Origin of the sequence: Pseudomonas sp. Irchel 3A7, assembly GCF_900187565.1 — a bacterium.
Lineage (GTDB): Bacteria > Pseudomonadota > Gammaproteobacteria > Pseudomonadales > Pseudomonadaceae > Aquipseudomonas.
Genome location: NZ_FYED01000024.1, coordinates 1 through 20,798, shown reverse-complemented (window position 1 = coordinate 20,798; position 20,798 = coordinate 1). Strand labels below are relative to the sequence as shown.

The following is a 20,798-nucleotide window of genomic DNA, read 5'->3' as shown; positions in this document are numbered from 1 at the left end:
TCCAGTCAGCCACGCACCCGAAATATCGATAAGCCCAGACACCTAGTTAGCTAGAGATGGTGTCCGCATAGTCGGACACCCTCTCAAAGTCTACGTAGCTGACTAGATGACATTGCCGAACGCTTACCAAAAAACATGTGCCGCGCACCCAAGTGTTGCTTGGCCAGCTTTGGTCTCGATCGCGCTCTCGCCCATATGCAGACGTTTGGCCTGCTCTAGATGCGATATGTGATGTCTCACCGCGCGGAACTATCAATGGGGCAGCTATCAAGGCTGCTTTTAGGCGCCGGCTTTTGGAACTGCAGGGAGGACGGTGTTGTTACTGCCGTCGGTGGCTAGTCGGCACTGCTTATGCGAAGCCGATTGAGCACGTCTTACCGCGTCGGCACTATCCGCAGTTCTCAGTAGAGTTCTGGAATTTGGCGGTAGCCTGCACCGATTGCAACAGTATCAAGACCGATAACGTGTGGGGCACGGTATCGTTGTCGCGCCGCCGTTACCCGAGAGCCAGGGATTTCACAGAGGCATTTCATCCACGATTTCATCGATACGATGACCATGTCCGCTACGCCCGGTTAGAAACCAATTTCAGCAGCGTGGTGTTATTCACCGGTGTGACTGTCCAGGGTATGCATCTTTGCAGGTCCTTACTTCACCGCATTGCTGCCAAGGAAACGCTGGTCAAAAATAACCCCGACTTGGCGCCAGCGGTGGAGCAAATTCGTAACTTCGAGTCTAAAGCAGAAGGCTTGCGCCTGACGCGGCTGGATTCGTTCTGTTCTGCTCTGGATCACAGTATTTTGCGTTTGCTTGAGTAGGTGCAAATCGATGCGGCGGTCGGCAGGTTAAGTCGGCGGTCTACGTCAAAGTGGCACCGGCGTCATAATTTCGATTCGGGATAATATTGCTCACGAGGCCCGGGTTGATTGGACTCGAGCTTCGTCTTCTTGAGCAAGCTGGGAGTGCGTTTGGCCAGTAAGGATCGGACTCGATTCCTTACGCTGCCTTTCATTCGTTAAGTCCTTGCGATCAGAACGCGAATGGCTCAGACACTTGGATCAGCATCCGCTCGACCTCGTTGGTACCAGGTGTGGTGGAAAGCAGTTCGTATGGTTTCCATCCCGCAAGCCGTTCCTTGGGCTTTGAAAGCCATCGCATGGCCTTGGTGTCATCCCCGAAAACTACCTGGGCCAAGGCGGCGATATGCCCTAGCCTAAATAGCATGTCGCTTTGGTAAGCGCTCATTGGTCGAATAGAAGATGGCCTGTTTCTCAGCATCTTCTTCAGCGCATTGGTCTGATCAGGCTCTGAAACGATCTGTAGGTAAAGCCCTACAAGAGATGTGATCCTCTCAGGCATGAACCCGGCCTCAATCAAAGCATGTATTTCTTGATCTGATTTGTACCGAGAGATGCCAAGAAGCAGCTCCAGCCGAATTCGGTAAGCACAGTAAGTATCTTCACGCATGACCTCGGCAAGCATCGCTCCACTCCTCGATCACATTGAGTTGAATACAGCATTCTTCCAATTCTTCTTCTTGGGAAGTCGGGCGTTAGGTTTGGTTGCAGGGCAACCCTTCTTGTTAGAAGTCCTTAATAGGCGTGGCGGCCAAGGCGAGCCTCTATAAGCGGCGCATTTAATTGGTTCTCAAACAGCTCAGCTGGGAAACCCCTGATTTGCCTAGGGTTGAGAGGTAGTCAGTCACGCCCATATCAGTGGCGTAAGTTGCATTTATTTCAAAATAGATGTATTTATTGCGAAATGTCACAATTGCGCTGTCCAGATTGGGGCACTCGTCTTTATCTCGAACGGAGTTTCCTAATGACGTCCTGGAATCATTCATCAGCCGGTGATGATTTCGTTCAGGATCAACGGATGGGAGTACACCTACAGCTCGGTTTTTTTGTGCACTACCGCGTTGGTGATGGGCATACAAGAACTATCCAAAACCGCCATTTGTTCAGGTGAGGCTTCAGGATATGGGGCGGGAGAAGTGGCGAGATTGGCTTCCAAAGTAGCAGGCATTACAGGCAGTTGAAATTTGTTAATGAGGCGAGTAACGTAGCTCGGGCGTTATGTATAAAAACAAATAGACGTATTCAATGGAAGCTTATAGATGTTTGCTATGGATGGACGGCCGCAAGGCCTTGGTGCGCTTGATTTCCCATTATTTCACTCTTGTCCGAGGTGCGCCGCCGGTGCGTTGGCGCCACACGGAATAAGGTGTAAGCTATGTTAGCGCCAGTCTTTCCGAGTTGCTCTCTTTCTGAAAGTTTCACTCGCACCCTATTTGAAAAGCTTGAATTGGAAGTGAACCGGCATGGATTTGACCGCTTCCAATTACGCTTGAGTGTCTGCAATACAGCAGATATAAATAATGAGCTAGTAGTTAGCAACTATCCAGAAAGCTGGCGCAAGATTTATGATGAGTTAGGCTATTCACTTGTTGACCCCCTTGTGTCCCACTCCACTCGTAATGTCACTTCAGTTATATGGAGCAAGCGATTATATAGCTCGCCAGATCAGATCAAATTGTGGCAGCTAGCTCAGGAATATGGGTTAGAATATGGTGTGACTTTTGCCCTCCACGGTCCTGCCGGTCAGAAGGGCATTTTCAGCCTGAACACCCTTTTACCCGAGACACAAGCGATAGCACTAATTAGAGAGCGGTTAGGGCAACTAAGTCTACTGCGCGACGAGGTTCTTCAAGCAGCCTTATCATTGGCAATTCCAGCGGCTAATGTTTCTCAGATAAATCTGACGAAGCGGGAGAAGGAAATGCTTCATTGGAGTGCTAATGGGAAGACCAGTTGGGAAATTTCGAATATCTGCGGTTGTACAGAAGACAACGTAGAATTTCACTTTAAGAACATCCGTCGAAAGTTTGGAGTAACTAGTCGGCGTGCTGCTGTTGTGCACGCCTTATCAATGCGGCTTATTTAGGCTTCGTGTGAAGTATGCCTGAACGGCCTTCGTCGACATGGTTCCGCCATCGAGACCTAGTGCCGTCGAATCCTCTGTTCCGGCAGGCGTGAGGACTAAGTGGCAGTGTTTTGCTCTTCAATTTGCGCTAGGACTTTAGCCACCTGCTTGCCGAACCCGATCGGGTCTTCCAGCATCATCAAATGACCGCGGCCAGGCATCACCACCACGCCTTCGGCCATACTGCGTGCCCAGTCAGGGATATCCCAACCTGCAAGTGACTTCTCACCTGCCAGCAGACGCACAGGCAGTCTACCAAATAAGGCCTGCAATTGATTTGGGTAGTCGGAGCTGCCAGTTACCGCCACTACCGAGCGAGCCATGGCTTGAAGCGTAGTGGCCGGCTGATGCTTGAGCCACTGCACGGCACGACTGACTAGCTCTGATTCGGCTTTCAATTCGGAACGTGCCAGCCAAGTGTCGGGGTGGGCGACGTAGCCTGCAAGCATCTCTTCCACCTCGTAGCGAGGCAGACTTGCGACTGAAGACGACCAAAAAGCATCTTTGAGGCTGAAGTTGCCTTCAACGCTGATCACGCTTAACACCCGCTGCGGATAGCGCAGTGCAAAAACGTAAGCCACTACACCGCCAACCGAGTGCCCTACCAAGTGAACTTTACGCTGCGCGAAGTGCTGCTCAATCCACTCTTCAAGGTGTATGACTTGCGCCATGATATCAATGGTTTCCGTGGTCTCGCTCGCCAGACTGCCATAGCCTAACAAGTCGGGCGCCGCGCACGGCCTACCCTCCAGCGCACCTTCGATGAGCTGGTTTTTCAACGTGCCAATCAAACCATTAATGAATATAACGGGAGCTTTTTCTGCGGCACTCATGTGCGTCTCCATAAGCAAAAATAACATTAGTCATACTAATTAGCATGCTACTCACCCCCGGTGCCACCTCCCATTTTTGGGAGGTTGTACCCTCCAGACTAACTAACTAGATTCAGCGCCCAGCCGTCATCTCGTGATGTCGACATGGGTTGCACCAGATGGAGAGTGTGGCGCCTGCCGCCAGTTTTACTTTTATAGGAAAGGGACATGGAAGTTCAGAATGACAGGGGAATGTGCCCCCTTGCCAGCCATCTGCTGCAGCCGGTCCACGGGCTGTTGAATGCGGAGTTCCAAGCCGATCCAGGCAATCTTGCTGACAAAAGTTTTGAGTCGATCACGCAGCGCTTCAGCAAGAAGGCCGCGTGGTTGATGCCCGACTCTGGGTTGCTGGTTGATCTGGAGTGTGATGCTCTCGCCAGAACTATGCTCGCTCAAGGTACCGATGCTGTGAAGCACTTGGCCCAGCCCATGAGGCTTGAAGGCGCGGAGTCGTTCATCGCCCATCAATACGCACCTCAAGGCCTCGCCCACGGTAGCCTGTTACATGCATCATCTAGTGCCAGCAGGTCGCATTTAGCGCTGTCTTGCGCTTTGCACCATGTGCACAGCGCCCAGTTGGGTGCGGCCCGTTTGGAAGAGAACCCCAATCGTTTGTATCGCCGCTTTCTCGAACACCAGGGCTTGCAGCTGCCTGCAATTTCCTCGTCCCGTGCCAGCCGCGACCCACGTCTTTTACCAGAAGCCTGGACGCTGATTCAACTACGGCTGAGCCTGGCTGGCCGACCTGAACGCAACATGGCGAAAATCCTTGGCGCAGCGCTGTTCGAAACGCTTTGCCCGGTACCTCCGATTTTGCATGCGCTGAAAGGCCTGGCCGGTCTCAATTCTTACCTCGATCAAATAGAACGCGTGACTGCCAAACGCCTTGATCTGGTGATCGCTCAAGCGATCAAGCTGCACCTGGACAATATGCCGGCTAGCGATATGTTGAATGCCTGCCAGGGTATAGACGAGGGCTTCAGTCTAAGCATGGCAATCATGCAGCGCTGGCTCGACGAACTGTTCACATGGATCGACGACGGACAGCTCGGTGCGCGCCAGCAGATGATTCAGTTGGTCAAGGACAAAGCGCGCTATGCCTGTGGTTACCATGGGCGGATGAAGCTGGACCGTATGCCCTTCGATGAATTGATGAGCAGCGACCCTGCTCGCTTTGTCGACGCGCTTGCCCGCTCAGTCTGGGTCGTTCCCGGCCAACCAGCGCGCAGTCGTTTGGTCAATGAATTGATCAGCTTCAAAGGTCCGATGTTCCGAATCTTCAACGATACCGACCTTCACGTCATTCGGCGCTGGATCACTGACCTCGAACCGCAATCAGCGCAAGTGCCAGGCGGGGCAGAGCCGGCAACCCCGGTCTCCTCGACTTGGCAAGAAAACGCCCCTCTATTGCCGTTGGCCTCATCCCGTCTTCCCGGTGTGCGAACGCTTTACCACCAGTTGATCAATGTCGAACGCTTTCCGCAGGTCAGGGCCTCGGCGAAAGCCTTCGCCAACCGCTGGCTGGCGCAGACCCTTGCCAATGCCAGTGCTAGCGATGGCGCGCTGCCGTCGTCACGGTATGAGATCGAGCGTTTAAGGGATTGGTACGACGCGAAGGCGATGGGGCAGGTCGACACCTACCGCAAGCAAAGCGACATCGAAAAAAGCCGTCAGCAGGTGATAGAAGAAGCCGTGTCGTTGTGCCCAATGATTTTTATCGACGGCGCGTGGCTTCAACAGTGGTGCAGCCCGGGCCTGCTCGACAGCCCTATTGGCGCATTGTTCTACCAGACTTACTCGGACGAAATCGGCAACGGCGAGCAGCACCAGAATCACGCCAATATATACAGACAGCTAATGCGGGCGATGGACATCGAACTGCCCGAGTTCGATCAGCCGGCCTTCGTCGAATGGGACGGCTTCGCTGATGAGGACTTCGAGGTTCCAGTGTTCTGGCTGTGCTTGTCTTTGTTTCCTCGCAGCTTTCTGCCCGAGACGCTCGGCTTGAATCTGGCCATGGAAATGTCCGGCGTGGGCGGTGCGTACCGACAGGCACGAGATGAACTGCGGCACTACGGATTTCCAACCCACTTCGTAGATCTGCATAACACTATCGACAACGTTGCCACCGGCCATTCAGCAATGGCACTGCAGGCGATCGAATGTTTCATGGATGACTACGCACAAGTGTCGGGCAGCGCCGAGACGCTTTGGCAACGCATCTGGGTCGGCTATCGCGCCCTGCGGCCACCGCAGAAAAACCTGAAAAGCTGGTGGGCGCGCAACAACGCTTACCCTCTCAATATCGCTGAATCGAGGACACTTAAGTGACTTGCTATGTACTTGGCATCTCCGCCTATTACCACGACAGCGCCGCGGCGCTACTAGGCGATGGACATATTGTGGCAGCCGCTCAGGAAGAGCGATTCAGTCGTAAAAAACAGGATTCCCGCTTCCCGCGAAACGCCATCGACTTCTGCCTGGCAGAGGCCGGCATTACTTTGTCCCAGGTCGATCACATTTACTACTATGAAAACCCTTACAAGAAACTTGGGCGCATCGGCTCGACCTACCTCAACTTCGGCGTAAAAGGTATGGGTTCCTTTCTCAGCGAAATGCCGGCCTGGCTGACGGAAAAAGTGCATGTCAAACGCACTTTGAAACGCGAACTGGCTGGCTGCCGCAGCGCTGATGGCGCCTGCCCCTCGATTAGCTATGTCGATCACCATCAGTCCCATGCCGCTTCGGCGTTTTATGCCAGCCCCTTCGACCAGGCAGCGGTGCTGTGTATAGATGGTGTAGGCGAATGGGCTACCACCTCTGCATGGCTGGGAGACGGCAAGCAATTAAACCCGTTGTGGGACATTCGTTTTCCGCACTCCCTGGGTTTGCTCTATTCCGCGTTTACTTACTTCTGCGGCTTTAAGGTGGACTCCGGCGAGTACAAGCTAATGGGCTTGGCACCCTATGGCGACCCAATTTACGCGCAGACGATTCTCGACCACCTGATTGACGTCAAAGACGACGGCAGTTTCTGGCTAGACATGTCCTATTTCGATTATGCCGTCGGCGATTGCATGGTCAGCGATAAGTTCGCCAGCTTGTTTGATGGCCCGCGCCGTGAGCCTGAAAGTCTGTTGACTCAGCGTGAGTTTGACCTCGCCGCCTCGGTGCAGCAAGTGCTGGAGGGCGTGATCATCAAACTGGCGCGCACCCTCAAGGCCCAAACGGGCGCCCGACACCTGTGCATGGCCGGCGGCGTCGCGCTTAATTGCGTGGCCAACGGCAAGCTCCTGGAAGCCGGCATATTCAATTCGATCTGGGTGCAGCCGGCCGCGGGCGACAGTGGTGGCGCGCTGGGGGCTGCCTACTCAGGTTGGTACGACCGCCGTCAGGCCATGCGTCCACCTCAAAAAGCCGACCGCATGGACGGCTCGCTGCTCGGAAGCTGTTACAGCGACGATGAGATCGAGGCGGCCCTTGATGCATGCGGAGCCGTCTACCGCAAGGTCAGCGATGACGAGCGCAGCGAGATCGTCGCGCAAAAATTGGCGGACGGACGGGTCATCGGTTGGTTCCAAGGCAAAATGGAGTTCGGGCCACGCTCGCTGGGATCGCGTTCGATCCTGGGCGATCCACGTAATCCCGACATGCAAAGCGTGATGAACCTGAAGATCAAGAACCGCGAATCGTTCCGCCCCTTTGCTCCAGCGGTGTTGGAAGAACACGCTGCCACCTGGTTCAACCTGAACGACACCAGTCCGTACATGCTGTTTGTGGTTCCTGTCAGCTCAGCCATCAGTCTTACCCCCGTTGTGGACAAGACGATGCAAGGTATAGACAAGCTCAAAGTGGTCCGCTCGCGGATCCCGGCGGTGACCCATGTCGATTACTCGGCGCGCGTACAGACCGTCAGCGAAAAATCGAACAGCGCATTCCACGCATTGCTCAAGCGCTTCCATACCCTGACGGGCTGTCCGGTACTGATTAACACATCGTTCAACGTGCGTGGCGAACCCATCGTCGAAACGCCTCTCAACGCCTACCTGTGCTTCATGCGCACGCACATGGATGACTTAGTCATCGGTCCTTTCGTGATGGAAAAAGATCGTCAGCCAACGCTGAACCACGATGTCGACTGGCGCACCGAATTCGAGCTGGACTGACTCCTCCACCTGATTGGACCCCTTGAACATGTTGACTGTTATTAGATACCTGCTCGTGCCTGTACTGGCGCTGCTATTTGTTGTCCTGCTGCCCGTCGGCTTCGTTCTGTCGCTGGTGGTAGACCCTTTACAGCTGAAACGTAAAAAGACCCCACACAGCTATTTCAAGTTGGCCTCAGCGGCCAAACGTCAAACTCTTTGAGTCGTGCAGGTACGTTATGCAAACGCAAACTTTTTCCCATGAAGCCGCGGTGCAGGAAGTCTACCGACTGACACCGCAGATCCGCGAGTACGATGAATTCATGTACTTGGGTGTGCGCTGGCTGCCTTACACAATGTTTTTTCATCAGGCCAACTACCAGTCTACGGTGATTAACACCGATGAGCTGGGTTTTCGCTTGAGCCAATATCGCGATACCCAAGTCAGCGTTGCGCGGCTGCCGGCCCGGACTCCGGTAAATATCCTCGTGGGTGGCTCTACCACCCTCGGCACGGGGGCCACCTCCGATGCCTGGACCGTCGCCTCGCGCCTGGCCGCACACAGCGACGAGCCTTGGCTTAACTTCGGAGGGCGTGGTTACAACGCGGTGCAGGAAGTCGTGATGTTTCTTATGCATCAGCACCGATTTGGGAAAATCAATAACGTGGTGGTGTTCAGCGGCATGAATACTCTCACGCTCGAAGGCCTGCCCGACGAACTTGCCACTGAACATGGCCGCTACTACTACTCGTATGAGTACGACCACTACATGGGCAAGTACAACGACGACCTCAAACGTCGCACCAACACCTATGCCTCTGAGCTGGACAAGCGCAATAGCCTGTTGAGCCGAATGAAGCAGTACATCGACGATCGCTTCAACGATGAAAACCCGGCCGACAAAGTGATCGACGACAGCACCACCGACACCGCCCAGCGTGTCCAGCGCGCCGCATGGGTGGTAAGCAATGCCCTCAAGCAATGGCAACAGCTGCTGGCGCCGTTTAACGCCCGGTTGACCTTCGTTCTGCAGCCCATGGCCTACTGGACTCGGGATTTTCTCACCGCCGATGAAGAAGCTGTATTCAATGCCATCGACAGTTGCCCGAACAATTTCTGGCGCCTGTTCAGCCAGATACTCGGCCCGGAAAACCATGCGCCTTTCGCCTCAGCCATCGAGGCCGAGTGCAAACGCCTAGGGATTACTTTCCACGACATGAATCAGATGTATCGACAGTCACCACTGCTGTCGCACACCGTTTTCGTTGATCGCGTGCATTTCAATGACGCGGGATACGACGAAGCAGCCCGGCTCATCCACCAAAACCTCTACTGAGTGATCCGCCCATGAAATCGATCACAGAGAAATCCGAGCCGAAAGGCTTTTTCGGCAAGCTGAAGCATGTCGTCGCAAGATTGTTTAAACGCAAGAAGAAGAAGCCCAACTCAATCTACCCGCTGCGTTGATCTCAACTTTACTGCCAAGGAAGACCCAATGAAGATTTATTCCATGAAACCCGGCCACGATGGTGCCGTGGCCCTCATCGACACCGAGCAGCAACGGTTGCTATGGTCATTTGAGGCGGAAAAGGATAGTTTTCCGCGCTATGAAGCGTTCAACCCAAATCAGTTTGTCGAAACGGCGGGTCTGATGGACCAAGTCCCCGATGTAATCGCCATCAGCGGTTGGGGCAAGAATTCTTTAGATGAAGGAGCAGCGGTTGGCGCTGGTTACTACGGCATCACCGACGACCAGGCAATTAGCGAAACCCGCAACCTGTTTGGCAAGGAAGTTCAGTATTTCAGTTCCAGCCACGAAAGCTCACACCTCTGGTGCGCCTACGGTCTCTCTCCTTATCATCAGGGCCAGCCTGTCTATGCGCTAGTGTGGGAGGGCGCGCTTGGCGACTTTTATTTCATCGATGAACAGCTCCAAGTCCACCATCTGGGCTCTGTGATGAAAACGCCGGGAAACAAGTACGGCTTTCTCTACGCCCTGGCCGACCCGACGTTTACGCTGCCCAAAGGCAAGTTGCGCTTCGAAGACCCAGGCAAGCTGATGGCGCTGTGCTCCTATGGCGAATCCGGCGAGATGACCCCTCAGGAACAAGAGCTGACGGACTTTTTGCTCGATCGCGACAGCATCTTACTCAGCCTCGCGAAGGACGACCTCAAGAATTCGCCTTATTACAACATTGGCCTTGAACACCCAGACTTCACGCGTATGGCCAAGCGCTTCTCCGATGCCTTGTTCGAACGTTTCCACCAGTACGCACGCAAGCACCTTACAAAGGGCAAGCATCCGCTACTGGTGGTGGGCGGTTGTGGCTTGAACTGCGACTGGAACACCATGTGGAAAGATTGTGGTCTGTTCGATGACGTGTTTGTGCCGCCGTGCACCAACGACACCGGGTCGGCCATTGGCACTGCGGTGGATGCGATGCGGCGGCTGACGGGGAAAGCCAAAGTGAGTTGGGACGTTTATTGCGGCCCAGCGTTCGTCGACGACAAGCCCGACATGCACGACGTACACAGCGAGCCGCTGGACGTCGCTAAACTCGCGGAGTTTCTGGGCAACGGAGGTATTGTTGGCTGGGCTCAGGGACGTTGCGAAATTGGCCCGCGTGCTCTGGGCAATCGCTCAATCCTGGCCGAGCCTTTCTCCACCGAAACCCGTGACCGCCTCAACGCCATCAAAAAGCGCGAAGGCTTTCGTCCGGTCGCTCCCATCTGCCTCGAAGAAGAAGTGCACCGCCACTTCGACTGGCAGGAGCCATCGCCGCACATGCTGTATTTCCAGAACGTCATCAATCGTGACCTCAGGGCCATTACCCATGTCGACGGCACCGCGCGCGTTCAAACCGTTAATCGTGAGCAAAACCCCAGCATTCATGCCTTGCTGAGTGCCTTCCGCGATCGCTTCGGAGCCGGCGTACTTTGCAACACCTCATTGAATTTCAACGGCACGGGGTTCATCAACCGCACTAGTGATCTCTATCACTACAGTCGGAGCAATGGGCTTGATGGTTTCGTCTACAACGACACCTTTTGCACGTTCAAATCCAAGGTATAAATCGGTCGACTAAGCCAGGAAGCATGATGAAAAAACAAATTATTTACGTCTATTCGATTGGTGGTCCGCCATTAGACTACTTCTACCCGAAGATGACAGAACGCGCCTCGGTGCATACCTGCATCGTCAGTCCAGTTTCAGCATTCAACCGCGCCATCATTGATCGCTATAGCGACAGCGTTTCAGACTACAGCAGCCTCAGCGCCGACGCGGCGATGTCCGAAGTGCAAAAGTACGCCGAGAAAATCCGACCCGACGCGCTGTTTTCCTTCGCTGAATTTCTGCTCAAAGCGGTGTCCGAGATGGCCGAAAATCTTGGGCTGCGCGGGGTTGGACCGAATGTGCTTCAGGCCCGCAATAAAATCCTGATGCGCCAGCGCTGGGAGGCGGCAGGCCTGCCGCAGCCTCTGTTTTGTCCGGTACTGTCCCTTGCGGACTTGCCGGCTACCCGTCAGCTACGACTGCCTTTTATTATCAAGCTCGCCTATGGTGCCGGTTCTATCGCCCAACAAGTCATCCGAAATCACGACCAAACTGAAGCTGCAGTGGCAAGGATGCTTGAGCTGACCGAGACGACACGACTGCAAGGCGATCATGAATTCAGCGAGAGCGAAGGTTTTCCACAGCTTATCGCTGAAGAGATCATTAACTCCACTACCGACTCCTGGTACGACGAGGATGGGTACGGCGACTATCTCAGTGTCGAAGGACTCGTCCGTGATGGCGAGTATTACCCCATCGCGATGACAGGTAGATTGCGCACTATCGAACCCTTCACAGAGCTAGGAAACGTCGCTCCCTGTGCGCTCCCGCCAGAAAAGAAGGGTCGGATTGTAGAGTGGGTGCGTCAGGCCATTGATTCGTTGGGCTTAGAGAATTGCGCCACGCACACCGAGCTCAAACTGATGGCCAACGGTGAAATTGCGTTTCTGGAGACCGCTGCACGGATGGGCGGAGTAGCCATTGCGAAGGAGTTGGACGAGGTCTTCGCAGTGGATTACGTCGGGCTGTTTCTAGATATTATCCTTGGGAATGATTGCCAGATACCGGCGTTCGAGGCCACCCCACCACGAGGCGCGGCGGCTTCTATTGCTCTGATCGGTTGTGACAGCCGAGGGGTACAGTGGTCATCGGCTCGGATGTTTGTGCCCGATCAGGTGGACTGGGAAACCCTTACCGGCGAGGACACCACCGTCAGTGTTCAACTAGCGCAATCTATCTCGCCAGGCTCGCCGTTCCCCCCTTACGATCTCTCCGGTGGCGTACTCAACTATGCGGGCCAAGCCTTCTTGGTGAGCACCAATGCTGCCACCCTCAAAACCTCGGCTTACAAGCTGCTTGATGAGCTCGAACAGCATCTGCCGGAACCAGCCTGAGCTTATGGGGCAGCTGCGGCTGCCCACTTTTTCCCCTATCGGATCAATTCATGAACGCGAGACAGTTGAGCTTTAAACTGTGGGTGATCAACCTTGCCTCCATTGCCGGTTGCACCGTCAGTTACGTTTACCTTTCGTATTACCTTTATACAGCGACAGGCAATGTTCTGTTAGCTGACGCGGTATTAATAGCACCAATGCTGGTCCCGGTACTCTTGTACGCCGCGATAAAAAAAGTCGCAGCCTCTGGTTCGCCCCGTCCTATTTTTGCGTTGGCTAACGTGGGGTGCCTATTCAGCTCATTAGCGATTTACACGCTGTTGCCAAGCGTGCCAATGATTGCCCTGGGTGGCGCACTGGTAATCGGCTTTTTCGATGCCTTGCAACGGGTTAGTCGCGTTGTCGCCATCAAGCGCTTTTTCTCTGGTGAAGATGTGAAGTTCGCGGTGCCGATGACGCTTACTGCCCAATTCATAGCTGGTGGGCTGGCGGGGGTATTACTGGTTTATTTCAGGGGCGAGACGACCCCGATGATTATCCTTAGCACGGTGGCCACCCTGTTCGTATTGGCAGGGTTAGTATCACTACTGTTGCCACGGAGCAAAACTATCGAGAAAACGGAGGGGCCCAATGCTCCGAAGTTGCTTAAGAGTGATAGCCTCGCGAGGCTGCTGAAAAGCAATCCCATACTAAAACAATATCTAATGGGCTCCATCGTCTTCGTAAGCATATTTCAAGGTTTTTTTAATATCTCTCGCGTCGCCCTTCCCGCTCACCAGTTGGGGCTGACTGACGAATATGTAGGATATCTGCAGATAATCAGCAGCTTCGCTGCGTTGGCTGCTGCTCTGGCGTTTTATTTTTACAATAAAACCGGACGCACATTGGGTGCCAAAGCTGTTCGCATGGTTAGTGTTTTAAGTTTGGGTGCACTATGCGCTGCCAGCACAGGGACTGGTCTGGCCAGCAGCTTTATCGCTTACTTCGCTTATATGTTTATGTGGGAAGTTCTGTTTTTCAATTATGAAGCAAACGTGGTGAGCGCTTGTTCATCCGAAGATATGGCGCACGTCGCCACGTATCAATACGCGGCGTCATATTTCGGAATTATAACTGTAACCTTGCTAGGAGGTTTAGTAACCCAGTATTTAGGCCTTTTGTCCACAGCCTGCATCTTGTCCGCGGGCTACTTACTATACATGATTGGCAACTCGTTTTCGTCCAGACCTGCTACCGTCATCCAGTATAGTGAGTAAAAACAGAGGCGATAATACTGCAATCCATCCGGCAGAATTGAGTGAGAAATTTCACTGATGATTTGCATGCTGATCGTGTGCTATTGCTACGGTATTCGCTCTTTGCGGCGGCTGTGCGAAGAGACTCATTTGAACTTGGCTTATCGCTGGTTCTGCCGGTTGAGCCTTGAGGATGAGGTACCTAATCACTCGACATTTTCCAAAAAACGGCACGGCGGTTCCGGGACCGTGATCTTTTTGCGGGCTGTTTAATGAAGTGTTGCGTCGCTGCATGGATGCGGGCCTCGTCAAGGGTGAAGGCTTTGCGGTAGGCGCTAGCATCATCAAGGCGGACGCGAGTCTGTCGCGACGGGCAGATATGGGGCGGGAATCGCTCGAAAAGGTTCGGGAGTAGATAATGCCTATAACTGCCGTAGTTGCATTATGGCATCCGAGATGCGTTGAGCATTCGTATCCAGCGTTTCTAATGCAGAAACTGCGTTAGCCGCGACATTCCCAACTCCATTTTCAGAGAGCCACTTTGTCACCTCTTCAATGGCCGCACTGATGGCGTGCTGGTTATGCAATAGCAGTGTTAATGCGTCCGCTGTGGCAATGTTGGCTTCAGAATTATGTGGCATTGGGTATCGTTCTTTTGTTGCTGGTGCTGCAAGCTTAGCTGAACTCGCCGCTACTGGAGCCAATTATCCAGATCCGGTGAAACTTGGCTGATTGCACTGTATGGACAACTTAATTGCAATCTGCCTAGCTAGTCGCATGCACCAGATTCGACCAGCACCTTTAGCAAACATCCCCGGCAGTGATCGACCCTAAGATGCCGGTCACCTCCCAGCATAGTAATCGTCCGATCAGCAGAGGTCGTGTTTTGGGCTCATGGTTCAAAGGGCATAAAGCTTATCGAGCACCTCAGACCAAGAATAGGCTGCCAGAATCCTGGCCATGTCAGACTTGCTTCCATAGCAACGGTAGAGAAATTAGAATCAGTAGGTTTTTCCCATCTGGAAGCGGGAAATCGAGCAGGTCACTGAGCACCTCCTCGCTACCTGACCTACGTAACTTATATTCTTCCCTGAAAAGCTGATGCTGAGTCTACCGGTGACGCTCATGTGCTCCCAAGCACCTCGGGTGAAATCAATAGAGAATGTTTGATCTTCACCTAGATATGTCTCAGCTAGCCGCCAGATGCCTTCGTGAGGCATGGTCGACCCATTTTAGAAGATGCGGAGTCAATGCTGAAAGCCTGCTTCAAAGACGGATACGGGGACTTAGAAGGTATTTGTTCACGAGTGCAAATCGATGAGCTCGAGGCCAACTGATTCAAGCTCGCTGTGTCGACCTATCTAAGGAAAACCAAAACCGAAGAGGACTCCTGCCGCTTCTTAACTGCGAGCCTGTCATGCAAAATCCTTGCGATTAGAACGCGAATGGCTCAGACACTTGGATCAGCATCCGTTCGACCTCATTAGTGCCGGGTGTGGTGCAAAGCAGTTCGTATGGTTTCCATCCCGCAAGCCGTTCCTTGGGCTTTGAAAGCCATCGCATAGCCTTGGTGTCATCGCCGAAAACCACGTGGGCCAAGGCGGCGATATGCCCTAGCCTGAATAGCTTGTCGTTTTCGTACGCACTCATTGGTCGAGTAGGACGTGGCCTGTCTCTCAGCATCTTCTTCAGCGCACGGGTCTGATCCGGATCTGAAACGATCTGTAGGTAAAACCCTATGAGAGATGTAACCCTCTCGGGCATGAAACCGGCCTCAATCAGATCATGTATTTCCTGATTTGATTTGTCCCGTGAGATGCCAAGAAGCAGCTCCAGCCGAATTCGGTAAGCGCAGTAAGTATCTTCACGCATGACCTCGGCAAGCATCGCCCCATTCCTCGATCATATTGAGTTGAACACAGCATCCTTCCAATTATTCCTAAAGGGAAGTCGGACGTTGGGTTTGGTTGCAGGGATAGACACTTCTTGCCGCCACCATGCACAGGCGAGTCACCAAGTGAGCGTCTTCCACAGAATGTCAGGCGTGGCCAGGGCGAACCTCTCTAAGCGATGCACTTTAATAGGCTTGCAAAAAGCCCAGCTGGGAACCCTTGATTTGCCTAGGGTTGCAAGGTAGCCAGTCGCGCTCATATCAACGACGTCAGTTGCATTTATTTCGGAATAGTTGCATCTATTATGAAATGTCACAGCCTCCGCCCACCAGCGCCGGCCCGGACGCCGAGTGGTGCGGCTGACGAAACGGGCGCTGCGGCCAATGACTCAACGGCAAGCAACTGACGACCGATTGAATGGCTGCCACCTCCAAGGCCTCACTTTCGGCCAGCGGTGGCAACAGCCCCGGCAGGCGACTCGCCAATAGTGTTTTCCCCGTCCCCGGTGGCCCGCTGAACAGCAGGTTGTGAGCGCCTGCGGCAGCAATCAGCAGCGCTCGCTTGGCCGCGAGTTGTCCCTGTACTTCATTCAAGTCGGGATAAGGTTTGCTGGCGTAGAGCAAACCATTGGAAACATAAGGCTCAATCGGTGTATGCCCATTGAAATGCGCCACGGCCTCCAGCAAATGATCCACCGCAATCACTTTCAGCCCCGAGGCCAGGCACGCTTCCTCGGCGTTCGCCCGCGGCACCATCAGCCAACGCCCGGCCTTGCGCGCCGCCAGCGCCGCCGGCAACACCCCTCGAACCGCCCGCACTGCCCCTGACAGTGCCAATTCTCCCAAGCACTCCACGTCATCCAGCGTCAACGTCGGCACCTGCACACTGGCTGACAGAATCCCCAAGGCAATGGCCAGATCGAACCGCCCGCCGTCCTTGGGCAAATCCGCCGGCGCCAGATTCAAGGTGATGCGTCGTGCAGGAAATTGCAGCCCCGAATTGATAATCGCACTGCGCACCCGATCCTTGCTCTCCTTCACCGCCGCTTCGGGCAGGCCGACCATGGTCAGCGACGGCAAGCCATTGGCGAGGTGGACTTCAACGGTAACAGCGGGGGCATCCACACCAATCTGGGCGCGGCTGTGGACGATGGAGAGGGACATGGTCGTTCCTTGAATTGTACGGGGGCCGCTTCCTGCGGGTTTTTTAAAGGGTAGTTGTGGTGGGGTATTTTTGCGGGGTGACAGAGAAGGGGAACTTTCGCAGGATGTTACGGGGTAATAAGGGGTCAACAGAGGGCAAAAAACCGCCGTTCAGACGGTTTCTTAAGGAGCATACGATTTAGGCGCATACGCCGACCTTTTGCTTAAAAATCTAACCGCCGTATCCGTGATCAGTAAGGTGCTGATCAGCAGTCGTGCCCAAGCAAAGACGAATCGTTGTAAAAAAACCTGGCCAGCGTTGGCGGAAATAACGTTCCGCTAAATTTTTTAACCCTTGCTGGGCATTAAATCCAGCATCACGCTGCCTTTTCTTGTTTCGCTCAATTTCTCTGCTGATGATCAACCGTGCCGTAGCTAGCCGTTCGCAGTTGAGGTTCAGCATTTCGATTGTGTGTTGAACAAGTTCTGTTACATCTTGATGCTGATTATCAGGCCAAGCCCCAAAGTTTGTACACGCATCTTCATTCGGGAAAAGCTTTCCGGTACTTCTTTCTAAGCGAAACAGGAGAGATAGCTGTGGCAGATGAAGTGGGTTAATAATCCAGCCTTCACATTGAAGCGGTAGTCGACCAGCTTGGATCATTCGATCCTTATGCGCATCGCAGCTCAAATTTTCACTCAAAGGTTCAAGTGCGTAAGGCGCATGGGCATGTTTCCAAGAGCCGCCAGAGCAAACAGCCAAGAGATTGTTCCAATCTAGCGCCCAATTATGCTCAGGAGAGATATCCGCTTTGGGGTGGAAATGTTCAACCCTACATTTCAGCGGATCATTTTCATGGATGCTAATTTCGCAGAATGCGCAGAGCCCTCCTTGGTCACTGATCAACTGCGTCCGACAAGCTGTGTAGGCGGCAGGACCGTCAAAGAGTGCGTTGTCCCGCATTTGCTCCCAGCTACTTTCCGGCGCAGCATTACGGTAGGTAGTAAGCTCTACAGGCTCAGGTTTCCGAGGTACGTCCTTCAATCCTCCTGCTCCCATTTTCGGTTTTCTATATGCAAGTCAGCCTCTAAGAGCTCAGGTTCGTTGCCCTGATAGCGGTCATCCAAAATCTGTCTTAGCTCCAAAGCGCGAGGGCTATTCCAATCATCTAAATCTACCAGTGCTAGGTACTCTCTGAGCTCTTTCGTTGCACTATTAGAAGACGGGCGTACGTCTTCCAACCCTAAAACTTGCTTCAGCATACGTTCAGGTTCCGCTCCTTCAGTTCCTGGCGGGGCCGAGAAAATTTTGTTATCTCGAAGAATACGTATGCATTCGGATGGAACCGTGGTTAGTACCTGGGGGCTATGGGTGGTAACAATGAATTGTGTTTTTGGGAACGTACGAAGCAAGTCCTCTAATACCCTTTGCTGCCAAGCGGGGTGTAGATGAAGGTCAACTTCATCAATCAACATGACTCCGGGTGCAAGTAAAACAGGTGTTCCAAATGAAGGTATATCACTTGCCGAGGCTTCAAACCATGTCGGATTGAGCTCTCGTACTTCGTCGAAGAAGGCGGTAACTGCATCCTCGGTAGGATAATCTAATAATTGGTGCAAATGGCTATTGCCTATTGCGAGGCGTCGAGCAAAGTCCATAGCCAGTGCCAGCATGCTTTGGTAACCCTGACTAAGCTGACTGACCTGAAGTGGGCTTGGCCCATTCCCAGCATCGACGACAAATTTGTGTTCCTTACTAAACCTAGGATTACTGTAGTCGCCGCCTAAAACTTGATTTATGGCTAGTCTAACCGCACTCAGTGCTACGCTTTCTTCGTATTCTTCTGGGCGGCAGCCTTTATTGCTGCGTAACTCGACTGACTCTTCGATATCAAACCACTTAAGCATTTCCCGAAAATCGCTTCGTGCATGCAGGGCATCGAATAAAGCTGACGTAGGGTGACTATAATTTTGATTGCCAGCACGCAACCGTTGCGGAATTTCGATATAGCCTCGTTGAGCGCCGTAATAGGCAAAAATCGGTAGTAGATCGGGCTGCTTTGATTTTAAGCTTTCATTAATACGTGCCAAATCCCGCGATAGATCAGACTCCCCTATTTTCTTTGATGGAGCCTTACCTCTCCAGATGTCCCATTTTAATGGTGTGGTGGTTTCTACAATAACCTGTGAAAAATCACTAGCTCCCCATCGCTCTTGTGTACCACGAGTCCCCCATGATTCGATTCGAAAATCGGTGTCTTTGATACCGACCCCAGACAATCGCTGGTTAGGAGAAGACAAATATCGAAGAACTGGCGAAAGCCCAACAGAAATCCCATCCAAAATAGCGGTTTTACCGCCACCGTTTTTACCGACAATAACAGTCAATCGTGGATGAAGAGTCAGCTCCAAATTCTCGAAGCAACGAAAGTTATTCAGGGTGACCTTGCTCAAACGCATGTCAGGTAACCTTTCCTATTGAGGCTTTCACTAAAAGTCGAACTCACAATTAAAATTGCTGATTCGTCTCAGGGTGTCAGTCATTAGATTTAGCATCATTGGTATGTCTTAGGAGATGGTTGCAGCTAGCGAATGGTCTCCCTTGTCTCTGTTCACTTTAACAAAATCTCCGGTGATAGGGCCGTGGTTCGCTTTAGGGTTCACTTATTTTTTGAAGCTTAAGAGTGCTGAACGGCTAACACAATCAGCTGCGAAGGTCCGCTTTTTGTAGGACTGTGCCTAAATGGGTGAAGGACGCCGGTGAAAGCGTGCCGATGGTCTTGTCTGATTGAGGTTGCCACTTAAGATCACGACACGATGCTACCTTAGGAGGCGCAAATGAAACGGAATGGGATGCGCCGGATTCACCCAGGTGAAATTCTCAGTGAGGAGTTTTTGAAGCCGTTGGGTATGACCATCGAGGCTTTGGCTCGCTCGCTGAACGAGCCAGAGGCAGAAATAGGTGATGTTGTGAGTCAGCAGGCCGGTATCAGTGCAGGTCTGGCGAAGAAGTTATCCATCCACTTGAACACCACGTCCGAGTTCTGGCTGAATCTGCAATCGACCTATGATTTGCGGTCAGCTCAGATCGAGCGTGGTTAAGCGTCTGTGCTCAAAGTGATTGCAGCATCCGCGAAGCTCGCTTCCACCAAGGCGTATTGATCGCACGTCTTGGTTCCTCTCGATCAGGCAATACGTGCGGTACGTCCTGCAATCGAATCCACGGCTGATTATTCCAGTGCAACAAACTCAACGACATTTGCGGCCAATTGAGCAGGCTCAGTTGTGGGCGTTCGGTTTTGACGGGGTATTGGGTGTCTCGCAGGGCGGGGACGACTTCGTGGGTGAGCCATTCGCGCAGGGCTCGGTATTCGGGGCAGTAGTGGTAGACGAGGAGGGCGTAGACGCCGGATTCGCTGATCAGCAGGGTGTTTTCAATGTGGCCGTGGATGAGGGTTTTGGCGGTTTGGTATTGGTCGGGATCGAGTTTTCGGAGTTGGCGGTCGTTGAGGTGGAGGCGTAGTAGGCGGCCCAGGTCGCGGGCGCTGAACCAGGGCTGGTTTTGGATGAGTAGGGCGTGGAGGTGGAGTTTGTGGCGGGTGAAGACAGACGGAATCAGGTAAGCATCATCTCGATTCATTGATACAGCTCCTTTTGCTTAAAGGGCTGCCGGCAATTGTCGCCAAACAATTGGGTGGCAGTTGTACGCGGGTTGGCGAACCGGAGCAAAAGGAACCCGGCAGACCCGGAGGTCTCCCACGCACAACCGCCATGACTTGCGTCGATGGTCGTCATGCTCCTTAAGCTTCCAGGTCGCCAAACCCAGTGCTGAACATTCAGCTGAGGGTGAGCTTAGGAACCGGAGCATTGCGACGCAATCGGACGGCGGATGAGAACTTTGTAGGACGTTGCCGGGATTTTTGCGGGGCTTGGGATCGAAAGATCGCAGCCTGCGGCAGCTCCTTGTATCTCGACTATCGCTCCATCAGGAGCGATAGTTCTCGACTGATCATCGAGGGAGGGACTTGGAAGCCGTGCAGCTCCTTAGGCTTTTTGCCTGTGATGTAGATCGTGCTCCAG

17 protein-coding genes and 2 pseudogenes are annotated in these 20,798 nt (G+C 53.2%); 11 read left to right on the top strand and 8 right to left on the bottom strand.

Annotation, left to right across the window (positions count from 1 at the left end):
- Positions 1-293: 293 nt before the first annotated feature.
- Positions 294-818, top strand: coding sequence for an HNH endonuclease (locus CKW21_RS31410; protein ID WP_141233051.1), 525 nt, complete (start codon positions 294-296; stop codon positions 816-818).
- A gap of 211 nt (positions 819-1,029) precedes the next feature.
- Here the strand turns inward: CKW21_RS31410 and CKW21_RS29965 are convergent, their stop codons facing one another.
- Positions 1,030-1,482, bottom strand: a complete 453-nt coding sequence (locus CKW21_RS29965; protein WP_095197416.1) for an antitoxin Xre/MbcA/ParS toxin-binding domain-containing protein — start codon at positions 1,480-1,482, stop codon at positions 1,030-1,032.
- 750 nt (positions 1,483-2,232) lie between these two features.
- Here CKW21_RS29965 and CKW21_RS29960 point away from each other — a divergent pair.
- Entirely contained in the window at positions 2,233-2,943 is a 711-nt protein-coding gene (locus CKW21_RS29960) for a LuxR family transcriptional regulator (protein ID WP_095197415.1), read from the top strand.
- 95 nt (positions 2,944-3,038) lie between these two features.
- On the opposite strand, the gene CKW21_RS29955 is transcribed toward CKW21_RS29960, so the two are convergent.
- The gene (locus CKW21_RS29955) at positions 3,039-3,815 is read right to left on the bottom strand and encodes an alpha/beta fold hydrolase (RefSeq protein ID WP_095197414.1); all 777 of its coding nucleotides are present in this window, start codon (positions 3,813-3,815) and stop codon (positions 3,039-3,041) included.
- A 207-nt stretch (positions 3,816-4,022) separates the two neighbouring features.
- On the opposite strand from CKW21_RS29955, the gene CKW21_RS29950 reads away from it, so the two are divergent.
- The 8 genes and pseudogenes from CKW21_RS29950 to CKW21_RS29920 form a co-directional block, all read left to right on the top strand.
- Complete coding sequence (locus tag CKW21_RS29950) at positions 4,023-6,185, top strand: iron-containing redox enzyme family protein (protein ID WP_095197413.1); 2,163 nt, start codon at positions 4,023-4,025, stop codon at positions 6,183-6,185.
- Entirely contained in the window at positions 6,182-8,020 is a 1,839-nt protein-coding gene (locus CKW21_RS29945) for a carbamoyltransferase (RefSeq protein WP_095197412.1), read from the top strand. The genes CKW21_RS29950 and CKW21_RS29945 overlap by 4 nt, the downstream gene beginning before the upstream one ends.
- Before the next feature lie 28 nt (positions 8,021-8,048).
- Positions 8,049-8,222: a hypothetical protein gene (locus CKW21_RS31595; protein ID WP_170948768.1), complete on the top strand. Its 174-nt coding sequence runs from the start codon at positions 8,049-8,051 to the stop codon at positions 8,220-8,222.
- 16 nt (positions 8,223-8,238) lie between these two features.
- The gene (locus CKW21_RS29940) at positions 8,239-9,336 is read left to right on the top strand and encodes a G-D-S-L family lipolytic protein (RefSeq protein WP_095197411.1); all 1,098 of its coding nucleotides are present in this window, start codon (positions 8,239-8,241) and stop codon (positions 9,334-9,336) included.
- Positions 9,337-9,495: 159 nt separating this feature from the next.
- Positions 9,496-11,073 (top strand): carbamoyltransferase C-terminal domain-containing protein, encoded by a 1,578-nt coding sequence (locus tag CKW21_RS29935; protein ID WP_095197410.1) that lies wholly within the window; start codon positions 9,496-9,498, stop codon positions 11,071-11,073.
- 26 nt (positions 11,074-11,099) lie between these two features.
- A complete protein-coding gene (locus tag CKW21_RS29930; protein ID WP_095197409.1) occupies positions 11,100-12,449 on the top strand; it encodes an acetyl-CoA carboxylase biotin carboxylase subunit family protein in 1,350 nt (449 codons plus the stop codon).
- A 50-nt stretch (positions 12,450-12,499) separates the two neighbouring features.
- Positions 12,500-13,705 (top strand): MFS transporter, encoded by a 1,206-nt coding sequence (locus CKW21_RS29925; RefSeq protein WP_095197408.1) that lies wholly within the window; start codon positions 12,500-12,502, stop codon positions 13,703-13,705.
- Between the two features lie 54 nt (positions 13,706-13,759).
- A pseudogene (locus CKW21_RS29920) lies at positions 13,760-14,054 on the top strand (transposase); the annotation flags it as partial.
- Between the two features lie 52 nt (positions 14,055-14,106).
- Here CKW21_RS29920 and CKW21_RS29915 read toward each other — a convergent pair.
- From CKW21_RS29915 to CKW21_RS29895, 5 genes and pseudogenes are all read right to left on the bottom strand, one after another.
- Positions 14,107-14,325: a hypothetical protein gene (locus CKW21_RS29915; RefSeq protein ID WP_095197407.1), complete on the bottom strand. Its 219-nt coding sequence runs from the start codon at positions 14,323-14,325 to the stop codon at positions 14,107-14,109.
- 793 nt (positions 14,326-15,118) lie between these two features.
- Positions 15,119-15,571 (bottom strand): antitoxin Xre/MbcA/ParS toxin-binding domain-containing protein, encoded by a 453-nt coding sequence (locus tag CKW21_RS29910; protein WP_095197406.1) that lies wholly within the window; start codon positions 15,569-15,571, stop codon positions 15,119-15,121.
- A 322-nt stretch (positions 15,572-15,893) separates the two neighbouring features.
- Positions 15,894-16,739 (bottom strand): annotated as a pseudogene (locus CKW21_RS29905) (YifB family Mg chelatase-like AAA ATPase); the annotation flags it as partial.
- Positions 16,740-16,950: 211 nt separating this feature from the next.
- On the bottom strand, positions 16,951-17,763 hold the full coding sequence (locus tag CKW21_RS29900) for a retron system putative HNH endonuclease (protein ID WP_170948767.1): 813 nt from the start codon (positions 17,761-17,763) through the stop codon (positions 16,951-16,953).
- Complete coding sequence (locus CKW21_RS29895) at positions 17,760-19,178, bottom strand: AAA family ATPase (protein WP_095197404.1); 1,419 nt, start codon at positions 19,176-19,178, stop codon at positions 17,760-17,762. The genes CKW21_RS29900 and CKW21_RS29895 overlap by 4 nt, the downstream gene beginning before the upstream one ends.
- Before the next feature lie 378 nt (positions 19,179-19,556).
- On the opposite strand from CKW21_RS29895, the gene CKW21_RS29890 reads away from it, so the two are divergent.
- A complete protein-coding gene (locus CKW21_RS29890) occupies positions 19,557-19,820 on the top strand; it encodes a HigA family addiction module antitoxin (protein WP_095197403.1) in 264 nt (87 codons plus the stop codon).
- Between the two features lie 10 nt (positions 19,821-19,830).
- Here the strand turns inward: CKW21_RS29890 and CKW21_RS29885 are convergent, their stop codons facing one another.
- Positions 19,831-20,358: a Bro-N domain-containing protein gene (locus tag CKW21_RS29885; protein WP_095197402.1), complete on the bottom strand. Its 528-nt coding sequence runs from the start codon at positions 20,356-20,358 to the stop codon at positions 19,831-19,833.
- Positions 20,359-20,798 lie beyond the last annotated feature (440 nt).